Annotated in this window: 19 protein-coding genes; 11 read left to right on the top strand and 8 right to left on the bottom strand. The window is 69.2% G+C overall.

What is annotated here, in order from left to right:
• The 3 genes from ACIRRA_RS24505 (at position 1) to ACIRRA_RS24495 (ending at position 4,356) form a co-directional block, all read left to right on the top strand.
• Positions 1-1,569 (top strand): tetratricopeptide repeat protein, encoded by a 1,569-nt coding sequence (locus ACIRRA_RS24505; RefSeq protein ID WP_402772213.1) that lies wholly within the window; start codon positions 1-3, stop codon positions 1,567-1,569.
• The gene (locus ACIRRA_RS24500) at positions 1,566-2,915 is read left to right on the top strand and encodes a hypothetical protein (protein ID WP_402772210.1); all 1,350 of its coding nucleotides are present in this window, start codon (positions 1,566-1,568) and stop codon (positions 2,913-2,915) included. Before ACIRRA_RS24505 ends, ACIRRA_RS24500 begins: the two co-directional genes overlap by 4 nt.
• A 118-nt stretch (positions 2,916-3,033) precedes the next feature.
• Entirely contained in the window at positions 3,034-4,356 is a 1,323-nt protein-coding gene (locus ACIRRA_RS24495) for a serine hydrolase domain-containing protein (protein ID WP_402772207.1), read from the top strand.
• 130 nt (positions 4,357-4,486) lie between these two features.
• Here the strand turns inward: ACIRRA_RS24495 and ACIRRA_RS24490 are convergent, their stop codons facing one another.
• Positions 4,487-5,209, bottom strand: a complete 723-nt coding sequence (locus ACIRRA_RS24490) for an SDR family NAD(P)-dependent oxidoreductase (RefSeq protein WP_402772204.1) — start codon at positions 5,207-5,209, stop codon at positions 4,487-4,489.
• A gap of 109 nt (positions 5,210-5,318) precedes the next feature.
• On the opposite strand from ACIRRA_RS24490, the gene ACIRRA_RS24485 reads away from it, so the two are divergent.
• The 4 genes from ACIRRA_RS24485 to ACIRRA_RS24470 all read left to right on the top strand — a co-directional run bounded on the left by ACIRRA_RS24485 (position 5,319) and on the right by ACIRRA_RS24470 (position 7,383).
• Entirely contained in the window at positions 5,319-5,960 is a 642-nt protein-coding gene (locus tag ACIRRA_RS24485) for a TetR/AcrR family transcriptional regulator (protein ID WP_402772202.1), read from the top strand.
• Between the two features lie 94 nt (positions 5,961-6,054).
• Positions 6,055-6,366 carry a hypothetical protein gene (locus tag ACIRRA_RS24480; protein WP_402772200.1) on the top strand — a complete coding sequence of 104 codons (312 nt, stop codon included), beginning with the start codon at positions 6,055-6,057 and terminating at the stop codon, positions 6,364-6,366.
• An 82-nt stretch (positions 6,367-6,448) separates the two neighbouring features.
• Positions 6,449-6,916 (top strand): hypothetical protein, encoded by a 468-nt coding sequence (locus tag ACIRRA_RS24475; RefSeq protein WP_402772197.1) that lies wholly within the window; start codon positions 6,449-6,451, stop codon positions 6,914-6,916.
• A 95-nt stretch (positions 6,917-7,011) separates the two neighbouring features.
• Positions 7,012-7,383 (top strand): hypothetical protein, encoded by a 372-nt coding sequence (locus ACIRRA_RS24470; RefSeq protein WP_402772194.1) that lies wholly within the window; start codon positions 7,012-7,014, stop codon positions 7,381-7,383.
• 79 nt (positions 7,384-7,462) lie between these two features.
• Here the strand turns inward: ACIRRA_RS24470 and ACIRRA_RS24465 are convergent, their stop codons facing one another.
• A complete protein-coding gene (locus ACIRRA_RS24465; protein WP_402772191.1) occupies positions 7,463-8,122 on the bottom strand; it encodes a TetR family transcriptional regulator in 660 nt (219 codons plus the stop codon).
• A 114-nt stretch (positions 8,123-8,236) separates the two neighbouring features.
• Between ACIRRA_RS24465 and ACIRRA_RS24460 the strand changes: the two genes are divergently transcribed.
• The gene (locus ACIRRA_RS24460; RefSeq protein ID WP_402772188.1) at positions 8,237-9,685 is read left to right on the top strand and encodes a DHA2 family efflux MFS transporter permease subunit; all 1,449 of its coding nucleotides are present in this window, start codon (positions 8,237-8,239) and stop codon (positions 9,683-9,685) included.
• Between the two features lie 241 nt (positions 9,686-9,926).
• Here the strand turns inward: ACIRRA_RS24460 and ACIRRA_RS24455 are convergent, their stop codons facing one another.
• From ACIRRA_RS24455 to ACIRRA_RS24445, 3 genes are read right to left on the bottom strand one after another with little or no spacing between them, the layout of a single operon-like run.
• Positions 9,927-11,042: a serine aminopeptidase domain-containing protein gene (locus ACIRRA_RS24455; protein WP_402772185.1), complete on the bottom strand. Its 1,116-nt coding sequence runs from the start codon at positions 11,040-11,042 to the stop codon at positions 9,927-9,929.
• A gap of 42 nt (positions 11,043-11,084) precedes the next feature.
• Positions 11,085-12,317, bottom strand: coding sequence for an RNA polymerase sigma factor (locus tag ACIRRA_RS24450; protein WP_402772183.1), 1,233 nt, complete (start codon positions 12,315-12,317; stop codon positions 11,085-11,087).
• Positions 12,314-12,667 carry a YciI family protein gene (locus ACIRRA_RS24445; protein ID WP_402772180.1) on the bottom strand — a complete coding sequence of 118 codons (354 nt, stop codon included), beginning with the start codon at positions 12,665-12,667 and terminating at the stop codon, positions 12,314-12,316. Before ACIRRA_RS24445 ends, ACIRRA_RS24450 begins: the two co-directional genes overlap by 4 nt.
• Before the next feature lie 210 nt (positions 12,668-12,877).
• On the opposite strand from ACIRRA_RS24445, the gene ACIRRA_RS24440 reads away from it, so the two are divergent.
• The gene (locus tag ACIRRA_RS24440) at positions 12,878-13,171 is read left to right on the top strand and encodes a hypothetical protein (RefSeq protein ID WP_402772178.1); all 294 of its coding nucleotides are present in this window, start codon (positions 12,878-12,880) and stop codon (positions 13,169-13,171) included.
• A gap of 437 nt (positions 13,172-13,608) precedes the next feature.
• Here ACIRRA_RS24440 and ACIRRA_RS24435 read toward each other — a convergent pair whose 3' ends face one another.
• On the bottom strand, positions 13,609-14,211 hold the full coding sequence (locus ACIRRA_RS24435) for a GNAT family N-acetyltransferase (RefSeq protein ID WP_402772176.1): 603 nt from the start codon (positions 14,209-14,211) through the stop codon (positions 13,609-13,611).
• Between the two features lie 37 nt (positions 14,212-14,248).
• Here ACIRRA_RS24435 and ACIRRA_RS24430 point away from each other — a divergent pair, with 37 nt between their 5' ends.
• Positions 14,249-15,403, top strand: a complete 1,155-nt coding sequence (locus ACIRRA_RS24430; protein ID WP_402772173.1) for an alkaline phosphatase family protein — start codon at positions 14,249-14,251, stop codon at positions 15,401-15,403.
• Positions 15,404-15,502: 99 nt separating this feature from the next.
• Here ACIRRA_RS24430 and ACIRRA_RS24425 read toward each other — a convergent pair whose 3' ends face one another.
• Positions 15,503-16,087, bottom strand: coding sequence for a QsdR family transcriptional regulator (locus tag ACIRRA_RS24425; protein ID WP_402772170.1), 585 nt, complete (start codon positions 16,085-16,087; stop codon positions 15,503-15,505).
• The gene (locus ACIRRA_RS24420) at positions 16,084-17,037 is read right to left on the bottom strand and encodes a patatin family protein (RefSeq protein ID WP_402772167.1); all 954 of its coding nucleotides are present in this window, start codon (positions 17,035-17,037) and stop codon (positions 16,084-16,086) included. The genes ACIRRA_RS24425 and ACIRRA_RS24420 overlap by 4 nt, the downstream gene beginning before the upstream one ends.
• A 127-nt stretch (positions 17,038-17,164) precedes the next feature.
• Here ACIRRA_RS24420 and ACIRRA_RS24415 point away from each other — a divergent pair, with 127 nt between their 5' ends.
• Positions 17,165-18,331 (top strand): acyl-CoA dehydrogenase family protein, encoded by a 1,167-nt coding sequence (locus tag ACIRRA_RS24415; RefSeq protein ID WP_402772164.1) that lies wholly within the window; start codon positions 17,165-17,167, stop codon positions 18,329-18,331.
• Positions 18,332-18,334 lie beyond the last annotated feature (3 nt).

Raw genomic sequence — 18,334 nt, 5'->3', positions numbered from 1 at the left:
ATGCCGAAGGATGACTCGGGCGGCGACACAGCCGAACAGTCGGAGGCACCGGCCCCGACCGCTGACGAGACCATGAACGCGGAGAGCCCCCTGCTCCGCGCGGGAGCCGAGGCGTTCGCCCGCGGCGAATTGCGGGAGGCGGTGCGGATTTTCGAGCGAGCCGTCGAGGCCGAAACCGGGGATCTACGGCTGTGCGCCCTGGTGGACATGGCGATGGTGACCGACCGGCTGGGAGACCACGCGACGGCGGTGGAGCGGTTCGTTGAAGCGCTGGAAGAGATGTCCTCCGACGCGCCGCGGGGGTATCCGGGCGCGTTGATCGGGTTGTCGCAGGCATTGCAGAATCTCGGGGATCTGGACGGGGCGCAGCAGGCTCTGGAACAGGCTCGGACCGCGCTGGGCCGGGAGGACGCGCCGGGGGATCTGCGGCTGGCCTGCCTGGTGTCCTTGACAGCGGTCGCGATGCGTCGGCAGCAGTGGTGGCGGGCGCTGGACCTGGCGGGCGAATCACTGGAAGCGGCACGGCGTTTCGGGCAGCCCGAGCAGGCCGGGCAGCCGCTGATGAACCTGGCCGCCGTGCATTTCGAGACCGGCCAGTGGGAGCTGGCACAGGATTTCGCAGGACAGGCCCTGGCCGCCTTCGAAGCGGTCGACGACATCGCCGGGGTCGCCGAGACACGGCAGAGACTGGCGCTGATGTACGCGCGCACCGGGTCGTTCGATGACGCGGAACCGCTGCTCGCCGCCGCGCAGGAGTACTTCGAGGTGGCCGGGGTCGCACACCGGGCCGGAATCGGGCTCAAGGTCATGGGGCTCATCGCCGAGCAGCGCGGACAGCAGGAGACCGCCCGGTCTCGCTACCGCGAGGCGCTGCGGCGTTTCGAGGAATCGCAGGCCGTGATCGACGCTGCGGATGTCCGAATTCGACTGGCCACCAGCGCATTTGCCTCGGGACAGTTCGAGGATGGGAAGTCCGAACTGGCCGCCGCGCGGGCTGTCTACGCGGTCCGCGGCCTCGGCCTGCACTGTGCCCAGCTCGACTACTGGTATGCAGAGCTACTGGAGCCGCTCGTCACGCAGGTGCCCGGATTGCTGACGCGGGCAGTGGATCTGGCGATTCCGGCGGCGCTGGCGCTCGATGCCGTCCGCTACGAGCTCCCCGACGGAGCACAGCGCGATTCGTGGCACCGGCGCATCGTGAATCCCGCGCTGCGGCTCGCCTTCCGCTACTCCTATCTGGCCGGTGATGCGCGACTGGTCGCCGACCTCATCGAAAATCACTGTGCGGGAGCCATCTTGGATATCAGCAAGCTGCCGGCGGAACCACCCGCGCCGCTCGATCTGCTCCAGCCCTTCGAACCGCCCTCGGAATCGGCCGCCGCCGTCCAGGACGCACTGCAACTCGGTACCGCACTCGCCGCGGTGGCGACCGGTGCGGGCCTGCCCGTCAGCCCGCCGCCGCGGGTTTCCGTTCCGCCGGACGGGCATATCGCCCTGTCCGCCTGGCTGGACGCCGCCGAACAGCGCTACGGCCGTCGTGTCCGCTCCGAGCGGGTGATACCCGCATGACACCCACCGTCTGCATCCGCATGGCCGATGCGGGCGACCTCTACGTGACCTGGCGCTGGACCGACGAGAGCGCGCGCGGCGGCGTCGGCGTGGTGCCGGAGGAACAGGTCGAGGCGGCCGTGGCCCGGTTCGCGGCGGCCCTGCCCGCGCCCGGCGTGGCCGGCGGCCTCGAATCCGCGCTCACCACCGGTGAACTGGCCTCCTACTCGGCGGAAAACGCGCTGGCCCAATACCTCTCGTCGACCTTCCTGCACTACAACCTGGCGGTGCGCCTCCACGAGCTCCATTCGCAGGGCATCCGGCCGCGTATCCGCATCCAGCCCTCGCCGCGCACCGCGCAGGTGCCGTGGGAGCTCATCGCCCCCGATCCGGACGTGCGGCTGGTGGAGATCGCCGACGTGAGCGTGCTCGCGCCCGCCGGCATCGTGCACGCGCCCGCCCGGGTGACGCGGTCGTGGGCGGAGACCCGGACCCTGCCGGTGGTCGCCATCCTGGATCCGCGGGTGCCGGGCTTTCGCGCCGACTCCGCACTGGGATCGGTGCTCGGCCGGATGGCCGCGGACGCGCCGCTCGCCGCCCTGGTCGCCACGCATGCCGCCGCCGATCGGCTGAGCCCGCCCGTCGGCGATCCCCTCGCGGCGTTCCGCCGCACCGATCTGGACCGGGCCTGGCTGAGCCGCACCCTGCACGCGGGCGCGGCACGCCTGCTGTACGTCGGTCACGTCACCGCCGCGGCCCCCGAATCCGGCCGCAGTGAATCGGCCACCCTGCATCTGTCCTGTACTGCCGCCAGCCCGGGCTGCGCACCGGCCTACCGCGACCACCGGCCGCTCTCGGCCCGCGACCTGCTGCTCGGCACGTACGCACTCACGGACGGTGCGGGCCACGACTATTCGGGCAATGGGTACGGCGAGGCAGTGCCTCGCAATGGGCACGAGGCGGTGCCTCGCAATGGGCACGGCGAGGCGGTGCCCCGCACCGGGCCCGAGATCTGGCCGATCCCGAGCCGGGTTGCCCTGATCGCCTGTGAGAGCGGCGGCGACCTCCGGTTCGCCGAGCCCCTCGGCCTGGTCGCGGCCATGCTCACCGGCGGCGCGGATGTGGTGACGGCCGGACGTTGGCCATTGCCCACCGATCTCGCGTTCCATCGCTTCGCGGGCACGCCCACCACCACGCACCCCTTCCAGGAGGCGGTGTGCGCCATCGACGCCGCCCACGAATCGCCCGATCCCGTCGCCGCTCTCAACGCGTGGCAGCGTGCGCACCTGGCTGCCTGGCGCAGCACCGGCGAGATCCAGCATTCCCCGCTGATCTGGGCCGCCTTCGCCACGGTCGACGCCCGCTGAGTCACCGGCACGGTTGACCCCCCAGAACTATCGCCCCAGAAAGTCGCGGGTCTCGAAAAGATAACGGCCCCAAGGGCTCTCCGATGAAGCTTCACGACCGATCGGGAGCGGAGGGCGAATGGCGCGAATCGTGACAGGCATCGTGGTGGCGGCGCTGGCGGCCGCCCTGGCATTGATCGCCGGGCCGGCCGGCCGCGCCGAGCCGGATGGCCTGCGGCACTGCGAGGTCAGCTCGGGTCGGCAGCCCGAGACCGCGACACCCGAAGAGGTGGGACTGGATTCGGCCGCACTACGGCAGGCGGTGGACTTCGCCTCCGACCCGACCCGATTCACCGTCCAGGTGTTCCGCGACAACTGCCTGATCGGGGGTGGGCCCAGCAATCAACGCGCTGGCGGCGTCGCCTGGAATCTGTGGAGCGGCACCAAGAGCGTGGTGTCGCTGGTGGCCGGGATCGCCGTGGACGAACACAAACTGCGCGTGGACGATCCGATCGATGTCTACCTCCCCGCCGGGCTCGGCGATGCCGAACATCGCGCGATCACCGTGCGCAGCCTGCTGACCGAGACCTCCGGCATGGAGGTCGCCATCGCCTCCGAGGGCATCACCGGGCTGGCCCGGCTGGACCCGAACGTGGTGGCGCAGGCGCTGGCCATGCCCATCGAGCATCCGCAGGGCGAGACCTGGCAGTACAGTCAGCGGGCCGTGGACCTGCTGGTCTATGTCGTCCAGCGGGCCGTGGGCGAGGACTTCCAGGCCTACGCGCAGCGAAACCTCTTCGACCCGTTGGGCATCGAGACGTCCGACTATCTCTGGGCGCGGGACCGCAGCGGCAACACCTACGGGCACGCCCACCTGGTGCTGCCGCCCGACGACTACGCCAAACTCGGGCTGCTGCTGGTGAATCGCGGCAATTGGCATGGCCGGCAGCTGATCTCCGCGGGCTACCTGACCCAGGCCACGAGGCCGAACGACGTCAATCCCTGCTACGGCTTCCTGATCACCGTCAACGGCCCGGACTGCGAGGACCTGTTCCCTGGACTGCCCAAGGACGCCATCCAGATGGCAGGGATGATGCGCCAGGACAACTTCATCGTCCCCAGCCTGGGCCTGCTGGTCAGCTGGACCGGCATCACGGTTCCCGGTGGCGCGGTGAGCTTTCCGCACGACGTGCTGCGCGGGCTCACCACCGCGTTCCGGACCCCGAGCCTGCCCGACCCGGGTCCGTACGTACCGCGGCCGGACACCAGCCTCACCGACCCGATGTTCATGAACCCCGACGCCACGCTGTCCGCTCTGGGCCTCGGCCCGATGGCCTACCCGGGCTGCGGCATTCTGGAATGCCTCGGCAAGCCGCTGTATCCGCCGTTCGGCGACTGGCCGCCGGGCTGCTTCGTCCTCGGCTGCGTGGGAACCGACCCGGCGACCCCCGGCATCCGCTGACCGAACGCTACTGCGGCTGAGCGTAGTTGGCGCAGAAGGCCGCCCCGGACCGTGTTTCGTCAGGTCCTCATCGTATGGCTCGCTTCGCCCGCAACACATCTCACGAATCCCCAGCGGCCGGGGGTGCGTGTCAGTCGGTGAAGCCGACCTCCACCTCGGTGCGGTCGCGCTGGGTGTACATGTCCCAATACCGATCGCCCAGCTCGTTATTGGTCATGCGCGGGATGCTCACGCCCGCCGGAACCACCTCGGGATGCTCGTCGATGATCTGCTCGGCCCGGCTGTCGCCGATCAGCGCGCCGATATTCAGCAGGCCGACGTACACGCCGGTGTCGCGCAACTCCTCGGCGAGCTGCAGCAGGTAACCGCGCTGGGCGGCCAGGGCGACACCGATATTGGCCAGATACGGCTGCACCGTATGCGCGGACGAACCGGAGGAGTACAGCAGCGCGCCCTCTCCGCGCTCGATCATGGCGGGTGCCAGGGCCCGGGTCATGAGCACGGGGGAGTGGAGTTTCAACGCCATCGGGACGCGCAGGTCCGGAATGTCCAGGGCGAGTGTGGAGGGAATGCGGTCGGTCATCTCGCCGGCCGCGCCGTGCAGAGCTACATCGATGTCGCCGAAGGTCTTTCGGATGGTCGCGACGGCATCGGTGAGCTGTTCCGCGTCCGTCACATCGGCCGGGAAGGCGGCCGCCTCGATGCCCTCGGCCTTCAGATCGACGACGTGCTGCTCGGCCTTGCCGGGTTTGCGGCCGATGACTGCCACCCGGAAGCCTTCCCGGCCGAAGCGCCGGGCGACGCCCATGCCCAGGCCCGGGCCGAATCCGAAGATCGCGATGGTCTTGCTCATGCTCATTCCTCACTAAGTTGAGCCATGGTTCAAGTTATGCAACCGACGCTAGCATGAACTTGAACCTATGCTCAACTTAAATCCGCAACCCGATTTGTAGGATCGGCGCATGCCCGCGCAGAAACCCCTCCGCCTCGACGCCCGCCGCAATCGCGATGCGCTGGTGACCGCGGCGCGCGAGGTCTTCGCCGAACGCGGGCTCGACGCGCCGCTCAAGGAGATCGCCGCCCGCGCGGGCGTGGCCATCGGTACGCTCTACAACCGCTTCCCGACCCGGGACGATCTGATCGCGGCCGCCGTCGAGGATCGCATCGAGGCGGGCGGGCGCATCGCGGAAGAGGCGCTGGCACTTGGTGATCCGTGGGAATCGTTCGTCTATCTCGTCGAAAAGATCTGTGAGCTACAGGCTTACGATCGGCTGCTCAACGAGCTGGCGCTGCGCGCCGCGCCGAGTCCGGAGATCGCCGCGCAACGCGATCGCGGGCATGCGATCATGCGCGAAATCATCACGCGCGCACAGGACGCCGGGGTGCTGCGGGCGGACTGGGCGCTCGAGGACATCGCCTTCATCACCTGGTCGCACACCCGGGTGGTGGAACAGACCGCGGGCATCGCGCCCGAGGTCTGGCGGCGCAATCTGGCGCTCATGCTGGACGGGCTGCGCGCGGAAGCCGCTCACCCGCTGCCGGTTCCACCGATCAGTGAGGACCAGCTGAACCGCTCACTGCTGACCGATCCGGATCGTGGCTGACCGGGCGGATCGTGGCCCCGGGAAAACGGTGGAATCGGCTCCGGTTACCGTCGAGGGGATAGTTCGTTCGCTTGCGTGTTTGGAGGTAGTGACAATGGCAGGGATTCTCGCGGTACCGACCTCGCTGCTGGTGGCCGGAGGGCTCACCGGTGGCTTCGCCCTCGCTCAGGCCACCAAGAAGCGTCAGCTCGGTGGCGCGGTGTTCGCGGCAGGCACGGCGGCCGCCTTCCCGCGCTGGCGCAAGACGGTCGGCACCGGTGGTGCGGCCGCGCTGACCGGGCTCGCCATCGGCGCGATGGGGGCCTCGCACCCGCTCGCCAAGAAGATCGGCGCCTGGCCGTCGGTCGCGGTCGTGTCCGGTGTGGTCGCGGTGGCTGCGTGGGCCGCGGTGGACCGCCGCGCCTGATTCATCCGCCGGTCCCCCGGCGTGTTTCGGACCGTAAGGTTCGAGGGCGTGCCGGGGGGCCGGAAGCGCAATACCGTGGAGTATGCGCACTTTCGTTCATCTGCTGCTGTTCGCCGCCGCCATCGCGGTGGCGGTCGGGGTTTTCGGTCCGCTGGTCGGCACGGTCGACGCGCGGAATGTCCAGTTCACCGACCTGCGGAACGGTTTTGCCCCGGGCCGGTCGCTGGACCAGATCGGGGCGCAGTCAGGGTCTTTCACGACCTCCCTGGCCATCGGGCTGCTCGGGGTGGCGGCAGTGGTGCTGGTGGCCGCGCTGGTCGGATCGCGGATCCTGGGCTGGATCGGCGTCCTCGTCGGCCTGGCCGGGCTCGGCGTGCTGGCCTGGCGCCTCGACCAGCGCTTCGATCACGAGCTGCGCACCGACTATCGGCATCTGCTCAGTGGGACCTGGGGGTTGTACCTGGTCGGCGGCGGGCTGGTGCTGTCGCTGCTGCTTTTGTCGATCCCCCGCGAGCGCCGCTTGCCGCTGTCGCCCGGACCCGGCTTCTGATCTCGTAATCCGCTGTCGGCCTTCACTGTTCGATCAACTACCGAACCACCACGTAACCCGGCGTCGTATCTAGGGCGAACGAGGAGGTTCATTCAATGCACACCAGCAACGCCCTGATCGCCGTCCGGAAACCGCTGACCTGCCTGGTCGCGGCCGGAGTGCTGTTCGCCACCGCCGCCGGCATCGCCGCGGCCGAACCGCCGGGCGCGACGATCTCGGGCGGCTCCGGGGCCGGATCCACCACCCCCGGCACATCCCACCACACCGCCATCACCTACTCGACCGACCCATACGGCTACTCCTACCAGTACGAATACGTCGACCCCGCCCCACAACCCGCCACCCCCGACCCGGCAACCGCCAACCGGCTCAGCACCGGCGGTTCGGACCACACCTGGATGCCCGCGGCCCGCCCCGACGGCACCGGCTGGACGGTGTGCACCCCGTATGCCACCGTCTGCAGATAATCCCCGCCGCAGTCGAAAGTCCTGTCTCGCCTTCGGTGAGATCGCCCCGAACCGCTGCTCGCGCGGTGAATTCCGAACCTCACCGGCCGAGTAACTGGATCAATCTGCGCAGCTGCGCGCCGTAATACTCTTCGAATTCCGGTGAGCCGGGCTGCTTTCCGGTCGCCTGCAGGGCGGTCTCGGGAAGCATGACGGGTGCCAGGATCATGCCCATCAGGGCCATTCTGATGAAGGCGGGGTCGAGCTCGGGCGAGATCTCACCGCGTTCCCGGGCCCGGGTCAGGTTGGCCAGATCGGTGTCGACGGTCGCGGATCCGTCCAAATAGTCTGTGGTAGAACCACTTCCGGTGAGGCCGCGCCACACCAGGAGGCGGGCCGGACGGGGATCGGCGAGCACCGCGGACAGATAGCGCGCGGCGACCTCGTCGAGCGGGAGTTCCGGATCCGCGCGCTCGGCTTCCGCTGCGGGCCAGCCGCGCTGAATCTCTCGGTACAGGCCCTCTTTGCCGCCGAAGTAGTAGGCGATCAGCTGTTTGTTGACCCCGGCCCGATCGGCGATCTCCTGCACCCGTGCGCCGTCGAAACCCTTGGCGGCGAACTCGTCCAGGGCCGCGTCCAGCAGGGCCCGGCGGGAGCGTTCGGCGTCGCGGCGGCGATCGGCGGCGCTGGGCGCGCGCCGGGGCCGGCGGCCCGCGGTAGGCGGGACGGGGTCCGTGTCGGGGTCGGGTGCGGTTGCCATGCGGCCATCGTAATGCGGTGGATGACTGTGTCATCCGCCGTATCGACTGTGTCATACATCCGTATGTCATCCAAATGGTTGACTCTTTTATCCAAACGGATGACACTTCGATGTGTGACTATCTCGAATATCCCGGGCGGGGTCGTGGACCGGTCCGCCCTCACTCCGCAGGCGCGCCGCGCCATCGTGGTCGTGCTGGTCGGCGCGATACTCGCCTTCCTCGACGCGACCGTCGTCAATGTGTCCCTGAAATCGCTGGCCGCCGATCTGGGCGGCACGCTCGACGCGATCCAGTGGGTCGTCACCGTCTACCTGCTGGTGCAGGCGGCCGTGCTGCCCGTGACCGGTTGGGCCGCACGGCGCGTCGGGGCCAAACGGCTCTATCTCGCCGCGCTGCTGCTGTTCACGCTCGCCTCGGTGGCCTGTGCCGCCGCGGGGAGCGTCGGCATGCTGATCGCGGCCCGGGTGGCCCAGGGGCTGGGGGCCGGGGTCATGATCCCGGTCGGGCAGATGATCCTGGTCACTGCGGCAGGGCGGGACGGGATGGCGAAAGCCATGGCGGCGGCGGGCATTCCGATGGTGCTGACCCCGGTGATCGGACCGACGATCGGCGGTCTACTGCTGGAATACGCGGGCTGGCAATGGATTTTCCTGATCAACGCACCGATCGGCGCGATCGGGCTGGTGCTGGCCGCGCGCCTGCTGCCGTCGGATGAGCGCGCCGAGTCGGCCGAGGCACTGGATGTGCTCGGCCTGATCCTGGTCTCGGCGGGCATGGCCGGAATCACCTATGGACTGTCCGAGGCGGCATCGCGTGGCCTGACCGACCCGAAGGTGCTCGTAACACTGTGTGGCGGAGCGATTCTGGTCGCGGTATTCGTCGCGCATTCGCTGCGGATCCGGAATCCGGTTCTGGACCTGCGCCTGTGGCGGGACCGCTACTTCGCCGCGGGGACTGTCTCGACCCTCGTCATCGGCGCGGTGACGTTCGGCGCAATGGTGCTGCTGCCCTTGTACTTTCAGCTGATCCGCCATCAGGACGCCGCCCACACCGGCCTGCTGATGGCACCGCAGGGCGTCGGCGCGGCCATCGCCATGGGCCTGTCCGCGCGCCTCTACGAGCGCATCGGCGCCCTCACCTGCCTGCTGGGCGCTCTCGTCTGCTGCGTCGCCACCGTACCGTTCATGCTGCTCACCGACGACACCCCCTATTGGCTGCTCTGCCTCGCCATGATCGCGCGCGGCCTTGGCATCGGCCTCGCCGCCATGCCCGCCATGACGGCGTCCATGCGGCATCTCACTCCGTCCCAGATCATCGACGCCACACCACAACTCACCATCATGCAGCGTGTCGGCGGCTCGATCGGCACCGCCGCCTTCGTGGTGATCCTGCAACAGCACCTGCCGGGAGGCATCGGGCAGCCAGGCCGAGGAGACGCCTTCGCGGTCACCTTCGGCTGGGTGCTCGCAGGCTCCGCCCTCGCCGTCCTGCCAACCGGCCTGCTGGCAGTGCTCGAGCGCCGATCGCGTCAGCGCCCGGTGTCCAACGCTGCGGCGAGCTGATCGGCGACCCACTGCTGGGCGTGGGCGAGGCCCTCGGGTTCGAGGGACAGCCAGTGCTCGCGGCCGCGTATCTTCCGGTGCACGAGTCCGGCGGCCGGATCGCCGCGAACCGGGCCACCCGCCCCTGACGACCATCCACCACGTCGTCGATCTCGACGCCGCGCGCCTGCGGATGTCCGTGCGTCGAGAGGGGCGGGAAAACCCTTCCGGCACAGCTGGTTCGGCTGGTGTGCAGGGCCGGTCACCGGTGGGCGTCCAGCCAATGCGCCAGGGCGTCCAAGGCCGACTGGTCAATGGGCTGGAAGTCGTCGTGGAGGACGTCGGGGGTGGGGCCGAGGGAGTGGCCGAGGCCGGGGAAGACATGGAGGGTGTGGTCGCGGTTGCCGGCGGTGGCCAGGGCGGCGTCGAGGCTGGACGAACCCGCAGGCGGGACGTTGGCGTCTTCCGCACCCTGCAGGATGAGCACGGGCGCAGTCAGTTTCGGGGCCTGTTCGATGACGCTGGGGAGGGCGCGGGCCGGGTCGTAGATGTCGTAGATGCCGCCCGGGCGCATGGCGGACTCCAGGTAGAACTGGTAGACGGGGCGGAACTCGAGGTTCACGTCCAGCTTGCCGTCTCGGTTCAGATCCCAGGTCGGGCGGACGGTGAAGTCTCCGCCATCGGCGTTCACACAGGCGAACCGGAGTGCGAACTTGGCCATGAGGCCGCCATCGCCGTGGAAGGCGCGGGCGAGTTCGTCGGGTCCGAGCAGGCCGTCCACCGCGAACCGAGAGAGGTACGGCGCGTAGACCTGCTCGCCCTGATAGCCGAAGGTCACGCGCCAGGGGAGTGCCACCGGGCCCTGGAAGATGGTTCCGGCCAATTCCGGATGGGTCGTCGCCAGGGCGGCCGCGACGGTGCTGCCCTCGCTCCAGCCGTAGACGAAGACACGGTGCGGGTCGACGTGTGAATCCTGTTCGGCGGCACGCAGGACCTGATCGGCGTCGTCGCGCATGCCGTTCAGGTCGAGTTTGGTCCAGTAGTCGGCATTGTCGACGTCGCCGGGGCCGTGCACGTAACGCTTGTTGTAGCGCATGACGGCGTATCCGCGGCTGGTCAGGTCGTCGGCGATATCGAGGAAGATGTGGGAGCCGGACGCCTGGTCGGCGTTGAGATCCTCGGGGCCCGAGCCCGGAATCAGCACCACCACAGGCGCATTGCGCGCGCCCGCCGGATAGTCGAGCTCACCCGAGCCGGTGAAATCTCCGAACTGGAAGGTGAAGGACTCGCGTTCGACCGTGGGCTCCGCCGCGGCCACGCCGCCGGTTCCCACGACCAGCGCGATCGCCCCCAGTGTCACTGCCCCGCGGATCCCCATGAGCGGCAATCTAACTGTCGCTGCGCGATGCGGCAATCCGATTCAGCGGTCGAGGTCGTGCAGGCGGGAGGTGAGAAAGTCCGCTTCGACCGTGTTCTCGGCGAGTAGCAGGGCCTCCTGGTAGGCGAGCCGGGCCTCGTCGAATCTGCCCAGGCGGGTGAGGAATTCGGCGCGGGCGGCGGGCAGGTAGTGGTAGCCGGTGAGCTGGGGTTCGGTGGCCAGGCGGTCGAGTTCGTCCAGGCCGCGCTGCGGGCCGTGGGCGTGGCCGAGGGCGACGGCGCGATTGAGGGCGACGACGGGGGATGGCCAGACGGCGATGAGATGGTCGTAGAGACCGGCGATCTCGTGCCAGTCGGTGGCGTCGAAGGCGGGGGACTCGGCGTGGACGGCGGCAATGGCCGCCATGAGCGGGAAGCGGCCCGGTGTACGTCCGCGTAATGATCTGCGCACCAAGGCTATTCCCTCGGAGATGGCTCGGCGGTCCCAGTGGGTGCGGTCCTGCTCGGCCAGCGGCAGGAAGCGTCCGTTCTCGTCGGTGCGGGTGCCGCGGCGGGCGTCGGTCAGCAGCAGCAGCGCGTACAGACCCGCCACATCGGGATCGTTGGGCAGCAGCAGGCGCAGCATGCGGGCCAGGTCCAGGGCGCGTTCCACCAGCTCGGGGCGGACCAGCTCGGCGCCGGCCGGGGCGGTGTGGCCGGTGGTGAACAGCAGGTGCAGCACGGTCAGCACCGCGTCGACGCGGTCGGGCAGTTCCTCGTCGGACGGGAGGCGGTAGGGGATGTGCGCCTCGGCGATCTTCTTCTTGGCCCGCGTGATGCGTGCCGCCATGGTCGGTTCCGCGACCAGGAAGGCGTGCGCGATCTCCGGGGTGGACAGACCGCACAGCAGGCGCAGGGTCAGCGCCACCCGCGCCTCCATCGACAGGGCCGGGTGGCAGCAGATGAAGATGAGCCGCAGCCGATCGTCGGCCACCGAGTCCGGGGCTGCCGGATCGGGAACCGGATCCTCCACCAGCAGTGGAATCGAGCGCTCGAACGCGATGTCGCGGCGCCGGGCGTCCAGGGCGCGCCGCCGGGCCACCGTGGTCAGCCAGGCGCCGGGGCGATCCGGGATCCCCGACTCCGGCCAGGCCTGCAGGGCCTGCGTGAACGCCTCCTGCACAGCCTCTTCGGCGAGATCGATATCGCGGGTCACCCGCACGGTCGCCGCCAGCACGAAGCCCCACTCGCGCCGGTGCGCGTCGGCGACCGCGGCGGCCACCTCCGGCGTGGTCACGGCTCGTCGTGCGGGTGGATCGGCCGGACCTCGACGCAACCGAACGGCGACGGTACGTCCGCGGCGATCCGGATGGCCTCGTCCAGATCGGCCGCCTCGACCAGGTAGTAGCCGCCCAGGACCTCTTTGGTCTCGGCGAACACACCGTCGGTGATGACCGTGCGGCCGTGCTCGTCGTGCCGGACCGTGGTCGCGGTCGAGGTGGGGCGCAGGCGGTTACCGCCGCGCAGCCGGTCGGCGTGCGCGGCCATGAACTCGACGTGTTCGTTCAGGGTGCGCTGCCGCACGGCCGGATCGGCGGCCAGCCAGGTTTGCTCGTCCTGGTGGATCAGCAGCAGGTACTCGGGCATGTCACGGCTCCCTTCGCTGGGGTGGATCGCACGGCTCCATTGCCGTGTCACTGCCGACGTCGTTGTCACTGAGCACGTCGTTCGGGATGGCGGCGAAATCGACACGGTCGCGAAAAAGATTCTCGACCAGATTGTCGATTTCCGGCCGGAGCCGCGCGACGGACTCACGAGTCGGCCGACCGGGCCGTCCACCCGATAGGAGAAACGACAATGTCCACTTACATCCTCGCCTTCCGCAACGACCCCACCCGCGCGCCTACGCCCGAGCAGGAGCAGCTGTGGGTCGACTGGTTCGCCGAGCTCGGCGAGCGCGTCACCGATTTCGGTAATCGCATGGGCCAGGCCGTCATGCTGGGCGACAACCCCGCGGCCCCCGACCGGCTCTCCGGCTACGTCGCCGTCGAGGCCGACGACCTCGACTCGGCGGTGAAACTCGCCTCCGGCTGCCCGGGCCTGACCTATGGCGGCCGCGTGGAGGTCGGCGAACCCGTCCCCATGTCCTGACGCCCCGAGTGCCCGGGCCCGCACCCCGCCGGGCCCGGCGCCCGGCTCAGCTGCGCCGGATCGCTGCCAACTACCCCTATGGGGTATGTGGCCGAGGGCGGTGGGGGCCAGTCGGCAGAGGAGTGTGAGCCCGAACGGGACTGAGCCGCACCGGTTCCGCTGTGCGCTGGGTTACAGCTCGGCCGTGGGGTGAGTCGATTCATGATGCTGGGAGTTAGCTGTCGCTAATACAGTGGAACTGCACCATGTTCCCGGCCCGAAAGACTTGAAACATGCCCATCGTCAACCTCGGTTCCTCCGCCATCGACCTGGCCAACACCGTCACCGGAATCGCCGCCAACATCACCTACATCCTGAAGGCGTGGGGCCTGGCCTGATTCGCCCCGCAACGCACGAAACCGCCTCCCCGGAGGCGGTTTTCGCGTATGTGGGCAGGATTACGCGGGATGGCCGCGGTGCTCGGCCCATTCGCGGGCCAGGATGGACATGACGGTCGCGTCGATCCACTCGTCGCCGTAGCGCAGGGATTCGCGCAGGACGCCCTCGGGTCGGAAGCCGGCCTTCTCGTAGGCGCGGCGGGCGCGTGGGTTGAAGGCGTAGACCTCCAGGGAGATTCGGTGCAGGCCGAGCTTTTCGAACCCGTAGCCGACGATCAGCCGCGTCGCCTCCGTACCCAGTCCGCGGCCCTGGCCATCCGGGCCGATCAGGATGCGGAAGTTGCAGCTGCCATTGCCGGGATCCCACTGGTTGAGGACGGCCTCTCCGGCACAGCGGCCGGTCGCCATGTCGACGATGGCCAAATCGAGGCGGTCCGGCTGGGTTTCGCGCGTGGCATACCAGTCGCGCAAGCGCTCGTGCTCAGCCGGATCCTCCGGCCCGGGCTCCGTGGTCTCCTCGTGGACGCTGCCGGTGAGCCTGCGTACGTCGGGATCGCGCAGGGCCGCGAGGATGGCGTCGAGGTCCCCGGGGATGAACGGACGCAGGAGAATTTTCGCGCCGGTCAGGGTGGGCTTGATCGAAAAGTCGGCGGATTCGAACACCGGTGAATTATCGCGCCGAGATCAATAGAGTCGGCGAATGGCCAGTTCACCCTCGGGGACGTCGCCGGCCACGCTCGCCGACGTCCTGCCGTCCGTCGCCGCGTCCTTCGGGCTCGACCAGCGCAATCCGCTGGCCCTGGCACCCAACCGGGATGTGGTGGTGCTGCTGATCGACGGCCTCGGCGCGGAACTCCTCGCCCGCCACCGCGACAGTGCGCCCACCCTGGCCGCGCACGTCCGCACCACGCTCACCGCGGGCTTCCCCGCCACCACCGCGACCAGTCTCGCCAGCCTCGCCCTCGGCGCGCCCTGCGCGACACACGGCATCATCGGCTACAGCTTCGCCCTGCCCGCCGGCGACCGTCTCCGCCTGCTGAATGCGCTGCGCTGGAATCTCGACGGCGCGACCGGCGAGGATGCCCGCGAGGCGTATCCACCGGAGTCGGTGCAGCCGCACACCAGCCGCCTGGAGGACCTCGCCGCCCACGGCGTCGAGCTGCACTACGTGATCCCCGCCTACCAGCGCACCTCCGGTCTGACCCGGGCCGTCTTCCGTGCGCCGGGCACCCTGCACGCGGCCACCACCCTCGACGAGTTGCGCACCGGAATCCTCGCTGTCGCACGGCATTCCGGCGTGAACTCGCGCTTCGCCTACGCCTATTTCCCCGATCTCGATGCCAACGGACACCTGTACGGACCCGAATCGCCCGAGTGGCTGGCCGTTCTCCGCGATATCGACGCCTGCCTGGCCGGCCTCTTCGCCGAGCTCCCCGCCACCTGCACGGTGCTGATCACCGGCGATCACGGGATGATCCACGCGGACACCGTCATCGATCTGGATGCGCGTCCCGCACTGCATCGCGATGTCCGGCTGATCGGCGGCGAGGCGCGGGTCCGCCACATCTACCTCGACCGCCCCGAAGCCCTGGCCGACGCCCACTCCGCGTGGACCGCCGAACTATCCACGCACGCAACGGTTGTGACCCGCGAGCAGGCTCTCGACGAGCACTGGTTCGGCCCGACCCCGCCCACACCGGTGATCGCCTCCCGCATCGGCGATCTCATCGCCGTCGCCGAGGGCACCGCGGTGCTGGTCCGCCCCGACCTCGAGCCACTGGAGTCCGCCCTCGTGGGCCATCACGGCGCGCGCACCTCGGCCGAGCAACTCGTCCCGCTCATCTCCACACCCTGATCTCGGTCGCGGTGCGGTGGGACACGCCGGCGGGTGCGGGGGAGATGGGCCATAGAAAGCTCACCCACCGGATCTGCGTCGCAGCGGCTTGGAACCCACTCAGGTGCGCAGTAGTGCGGTCTGGACTTTGCGCAGGCGGTCCACATCGCCGCGGAAGCCGGCCACGGCATCGTTGTAGAGGAATGCGTCCCAGAGCCGGACCAGGGCATAGGCCAGCGTGTCGCGTTCGATGGGCGGTTGGTAGCCCTCGGATTCGGCGTTTTCGATGAGCCGCTCGAGCAGGGCTACCGCGGTCTGATGGACGGTGCCGTCACTGCGGGTGATCAGACGCAGGGCGGCGGTGGACTCGTTGTCGAAATACGAACGCAGCGCATCGTTCTCGACGAGCAGGTCGACGGTACGGTTCAGGACCGCGATGAGCCTCTCGCCGCCCGAACCGCCGGAGCGGCGATCGGCGTGGGCCACGACCCTCTCCAGCTGCCGTGCCACAGCCGCGTCCAGTAGCCCGTCCCGGGACCCGAACCAGCGGTAGATGCTGGCCCGGCCCACCCCCAGTTGCGCGGCAATGGCATTGACGTCCACCCGCTTTCCGGCCAGGAACACCGCGATGGCGGCCTCCAGCACATCCTCCCGGCTGGCCGAGGCGGGCCGGCCCGGGGCTCTGGTTCCATCGGCGCGTGTCACGCGGACAGTTTAGGTGCCAGGTATGCAGACAAGGTGCGGGCGGTGGCCGCGCGTCCCAGGATGAGGGCCTGCTGGAGTACGCCGGGATCGCGGGCGATGCGCCCGATATCGGGTGCGCTCTGCGGCGGGCGGATCTGCAGCACGGCCGGATCGGAGCCGAAGTCCTGCTCGTCGCTGTGGTGTCGCTGGAGCCGATCGAGCCACGGCCCCACCGTCCCCGGCGCGTGCTGGGACAGGAAGCGGGCCACCACCCGGGATTCCAGACTCGAAGGAGGGCGCATGGGTTCGCCATCACGGCGGGTGCGCAGCACCAGAACGCGGGTCGCGCCCTGCGCCAATGCCGTTCGCACCGGTACGGATTCGGAGAGCCCGGCATCGACGTATCGGCGCGGGCCGATCCGCACCGGCCGCCCGGCCAGGATCGGCAGGCAGGTCGAGGCCCGCAGCGCCGTCTGCAGCGAGCGCACATCGCTGAGTTCCGGATGCAGATCGACGGCCGCGCCGGTGTCGGCGTCGGTGGCGATGGGGTGGAAGGTGATCGAATTGGCCAGGATCGCAGGGAAATCCATCGGCACGATGCGCTCGTACACGGTGTGCACCAGGTACTCGGTATCGACAACGCGGCCGCCGCGCAGGGCCCGGGCCGGATTGATCACGCGGTTGATCACCTCGGGATTCCAGGCTCGCCGCGAATCCGCCGCGCGCCCGCACAGCAGCCAGGCGCCGTTCAGCGCACCCGCCGAGGCTCCGTACACCGCGTCGAAACAGGGCAGGATGCCCAATTCCTCGATGGCCATGGCCATGCCGTGCGAGTACGCGCCGCGCGAGGAGCCGCCCTCGATGACGAGGGCCAGCCGATGTGAGTCGGTGCGCTGCCCGGGTGCGCTGCCCTCGCGATGCCGGCGGGCGATGAGTTCGCCGACGCCGAGTGTGCGGTCGTGGTCGGGCACGGATGGCTCCCTTGGCTGTCGGTGGTGTGCGCGGCCGTTCGAGTATACGACCCTATTTGAGACACTGATGTCTCTGTGTATCATATCCGGCGATGGCGCGGGTAGCCATGAAACTGGAGGTCAACGCATGCAACTAGCGCTCACCGACGACGAGCTCGCCTTCCGCGACGAGCTGCGCGCGTTCTATCGGAGCGAGATCCCGGCCGATATCCGCAACCGGCAGCGGCACGGGCAGGAACTCGGCAAGGACGACATCGTCACCACCCAGCGCATCCTCAACGCGCACGGGCTGGCCACCCCGAACTGGCCGGTGGAATGGGGCGGCAAGGACTGGACCCCGATCCAGCGCCACCTCTGGCACGACGAGATGCAGCTGGCCTCGGTGCCCGAACCGCTGACCTTCAACACCAATATGATCGGCCCGGTCATCGCGCACTTCGGCGCCCAGGAGCTCAAGGAACGCTTCCTGCCGGCCACCGCCAACCTCGACATCTGGTGGTGCCAGGGCTTTTCCGAACCCGAGGCGGGCTCCGACCTGGCCGGGCTGCGCACGGTCGCGGTCCGCGACGGCGACAGCTACGTGATCAACGGCCAGAAGACCTGGACCACCGCCGCCCAGTCCGCCGACTGGATGTTCTGCCTGGCGCGCACCAACCCGGGCGCGCCCAAGAAGCAGGCCGGCATCTCCATGCTGCTGTTCCCGCTCGACACCCCCGGCGTGACCGTGCGGCCGATCAAGCTCATCGACGGCGGCCACGAGGTCAACGAGGTGTTCCTGGAGAACGTCCGGGTTCCCGCGAATCAGCTTGTCGGCGAGGAGAATCAGGGCTGGACCTACGCCAAGTTCCTGCTCGGCAACGAGCGCACCGGCATCGCCGCGGTCGGCCAGACCAAGGTGAAGCTGTGGCTGGCCAAGGAGCACGCCAAGCAGACCCGCCTGGGTGAGAAGACCCTCCTCGAGGATCAGCTCTTCGCGACCCGCCTCGCCGAGCTCGAAAACGAGCTGCTGGCACTGGAACTGGTGCAGCTGCGGGTGGCCGCGGGCTCGGCCGACGGCAAGCCCAACCCGGTCTCCTCGATTCTCAAGCTGCGCGGCACCGAACTCCAGCAGGCCGTCACCGAACTGCTGGTGGACATCGCCGGACCGGATTCCGTTGCGCGCGAAGACGAGTCGGACCCGGACTGGGCCCGCCGCAGCACCGCCACCTACCTGAACTACCGCAAGACATCGATCTACGGAGGATCCAACGAGGTGCAGCGCGGCATCATCGCCTCGACGATCCTCGGACTGTGAGGC

The organism is Nocardia sp. NPDC101769 (assembly GCF_044766925.1).
Taxonomy (GTDB): Bacteria; Actinomycetota; Actinomycetes; order Mycobacteriales; family Mycobacteriaceae; genus Nocardia.
Note: the sequence above shows the minus strand (reverse complement) of the source record. Positions and strands in the feature narration are given on the sequence as shown.

Bases quoted from the DNA above. Each gene is read 5' to 3' on its own strand.
- ACIRRA_RS24475 (WP_402772197.1), top strand. From the start codon at position 6,449: ATGCGCACTTTCGTTCATCTGCTGCTGTTCGCCGCCGCCATCGCGGTG.
- ACIRRA_RS24455 (WP_402772185.1), bottom strand. From the start codon at position 11,042: ATGGGGATCCGCGGGGCAGTGACACTGGGGGCGATCGCGCTGGTCGTG.
- ACIRRA_RS24505 (WP_402772213.1), top strand. From the start codon at position 1: ATGCCGAAGGATGACTCGGGCGGCGACACAGCCGAACAGTCGGAGGCA.
- ACIRRA_RS24480 (WP_402772200.1), top strand. From the start codon at position 6,055: ATGGCAGGGATTCTCGCGGTACCGACCTCGCTGCTGGTGGCCGGAGGG.
- ACIRRA_RS24465 (WP_402772191.1), bottom strand. From the start codon at position 8,122: ATGGCAACCGCACCCGACCCCGACACGGACCCCGTCCCGCCTACCGCG.
- ACIRRA_RS24470 (WP_402772194.1), top strand. From the start codon at position 7,012: ATGCACACCAGCAACGCCCTGATCGCCGTCCGGAAACCGCTGACCTGC.
- ACIRRA_RS24440 (WP_402772178.1), top strand. From the start codon at position 12,878: ATGTCCACTTACATCCTCGCCTTCCGCAACGACCCCACCCGCGCGCCT.
- ACIRRA_RS24430 (WP_402772173.1), top strand. From the start codon at position 14,249: ATGGCCAGTTCACCCTCGGGGACGTCGCCGGCCACGCTCGCCGACGTC.
- ACIRRA_RS24490 (WP_402772204.1), bottom strand. From the start codon at position 5,209: ATGAGCAAGACCATCGCGATCTTCGGATTCGGCCCGGGCCTGGGCATG.
- ACIRRA_RS24500 (WP_402772210.1), top strand. From the start codon at position 1,566: ATGACACCCACCGTCTGCATCCGCATGGCCGATGCGGGCGACCTCTAC.
- ACIRRA_RS24495 (WP_402772207.1), top strand. From the start codon at position 3,034: ATGGCGCGAATCGTGACAGGCATCGTGGTGGCGGCGCTGGCGGCCGCC.
- ACIRRA_RS24415 (WP_402772164.1), top strand. From the start codon at position 17,165: ATGCAACTAGCGCTCACCGACGACGAGCTCGCCTTCCGCGACGAGCTG.
- ACIRRA_RS24485 (WP_402772202.1), top strand. From the start codon at position 5,319: ATGCCCGCGCAGAAACCCCTCCGCCTCGACGCCCGCCGCAATCGCGAT.
- ACIRRA_RS24445 (WP_402772180.1), bottom strand. From the start codon at position 12,667: ATGCCCGAGTACCTGCTGCTGATCCACCAGGACGAGCAAACCTGGCTG.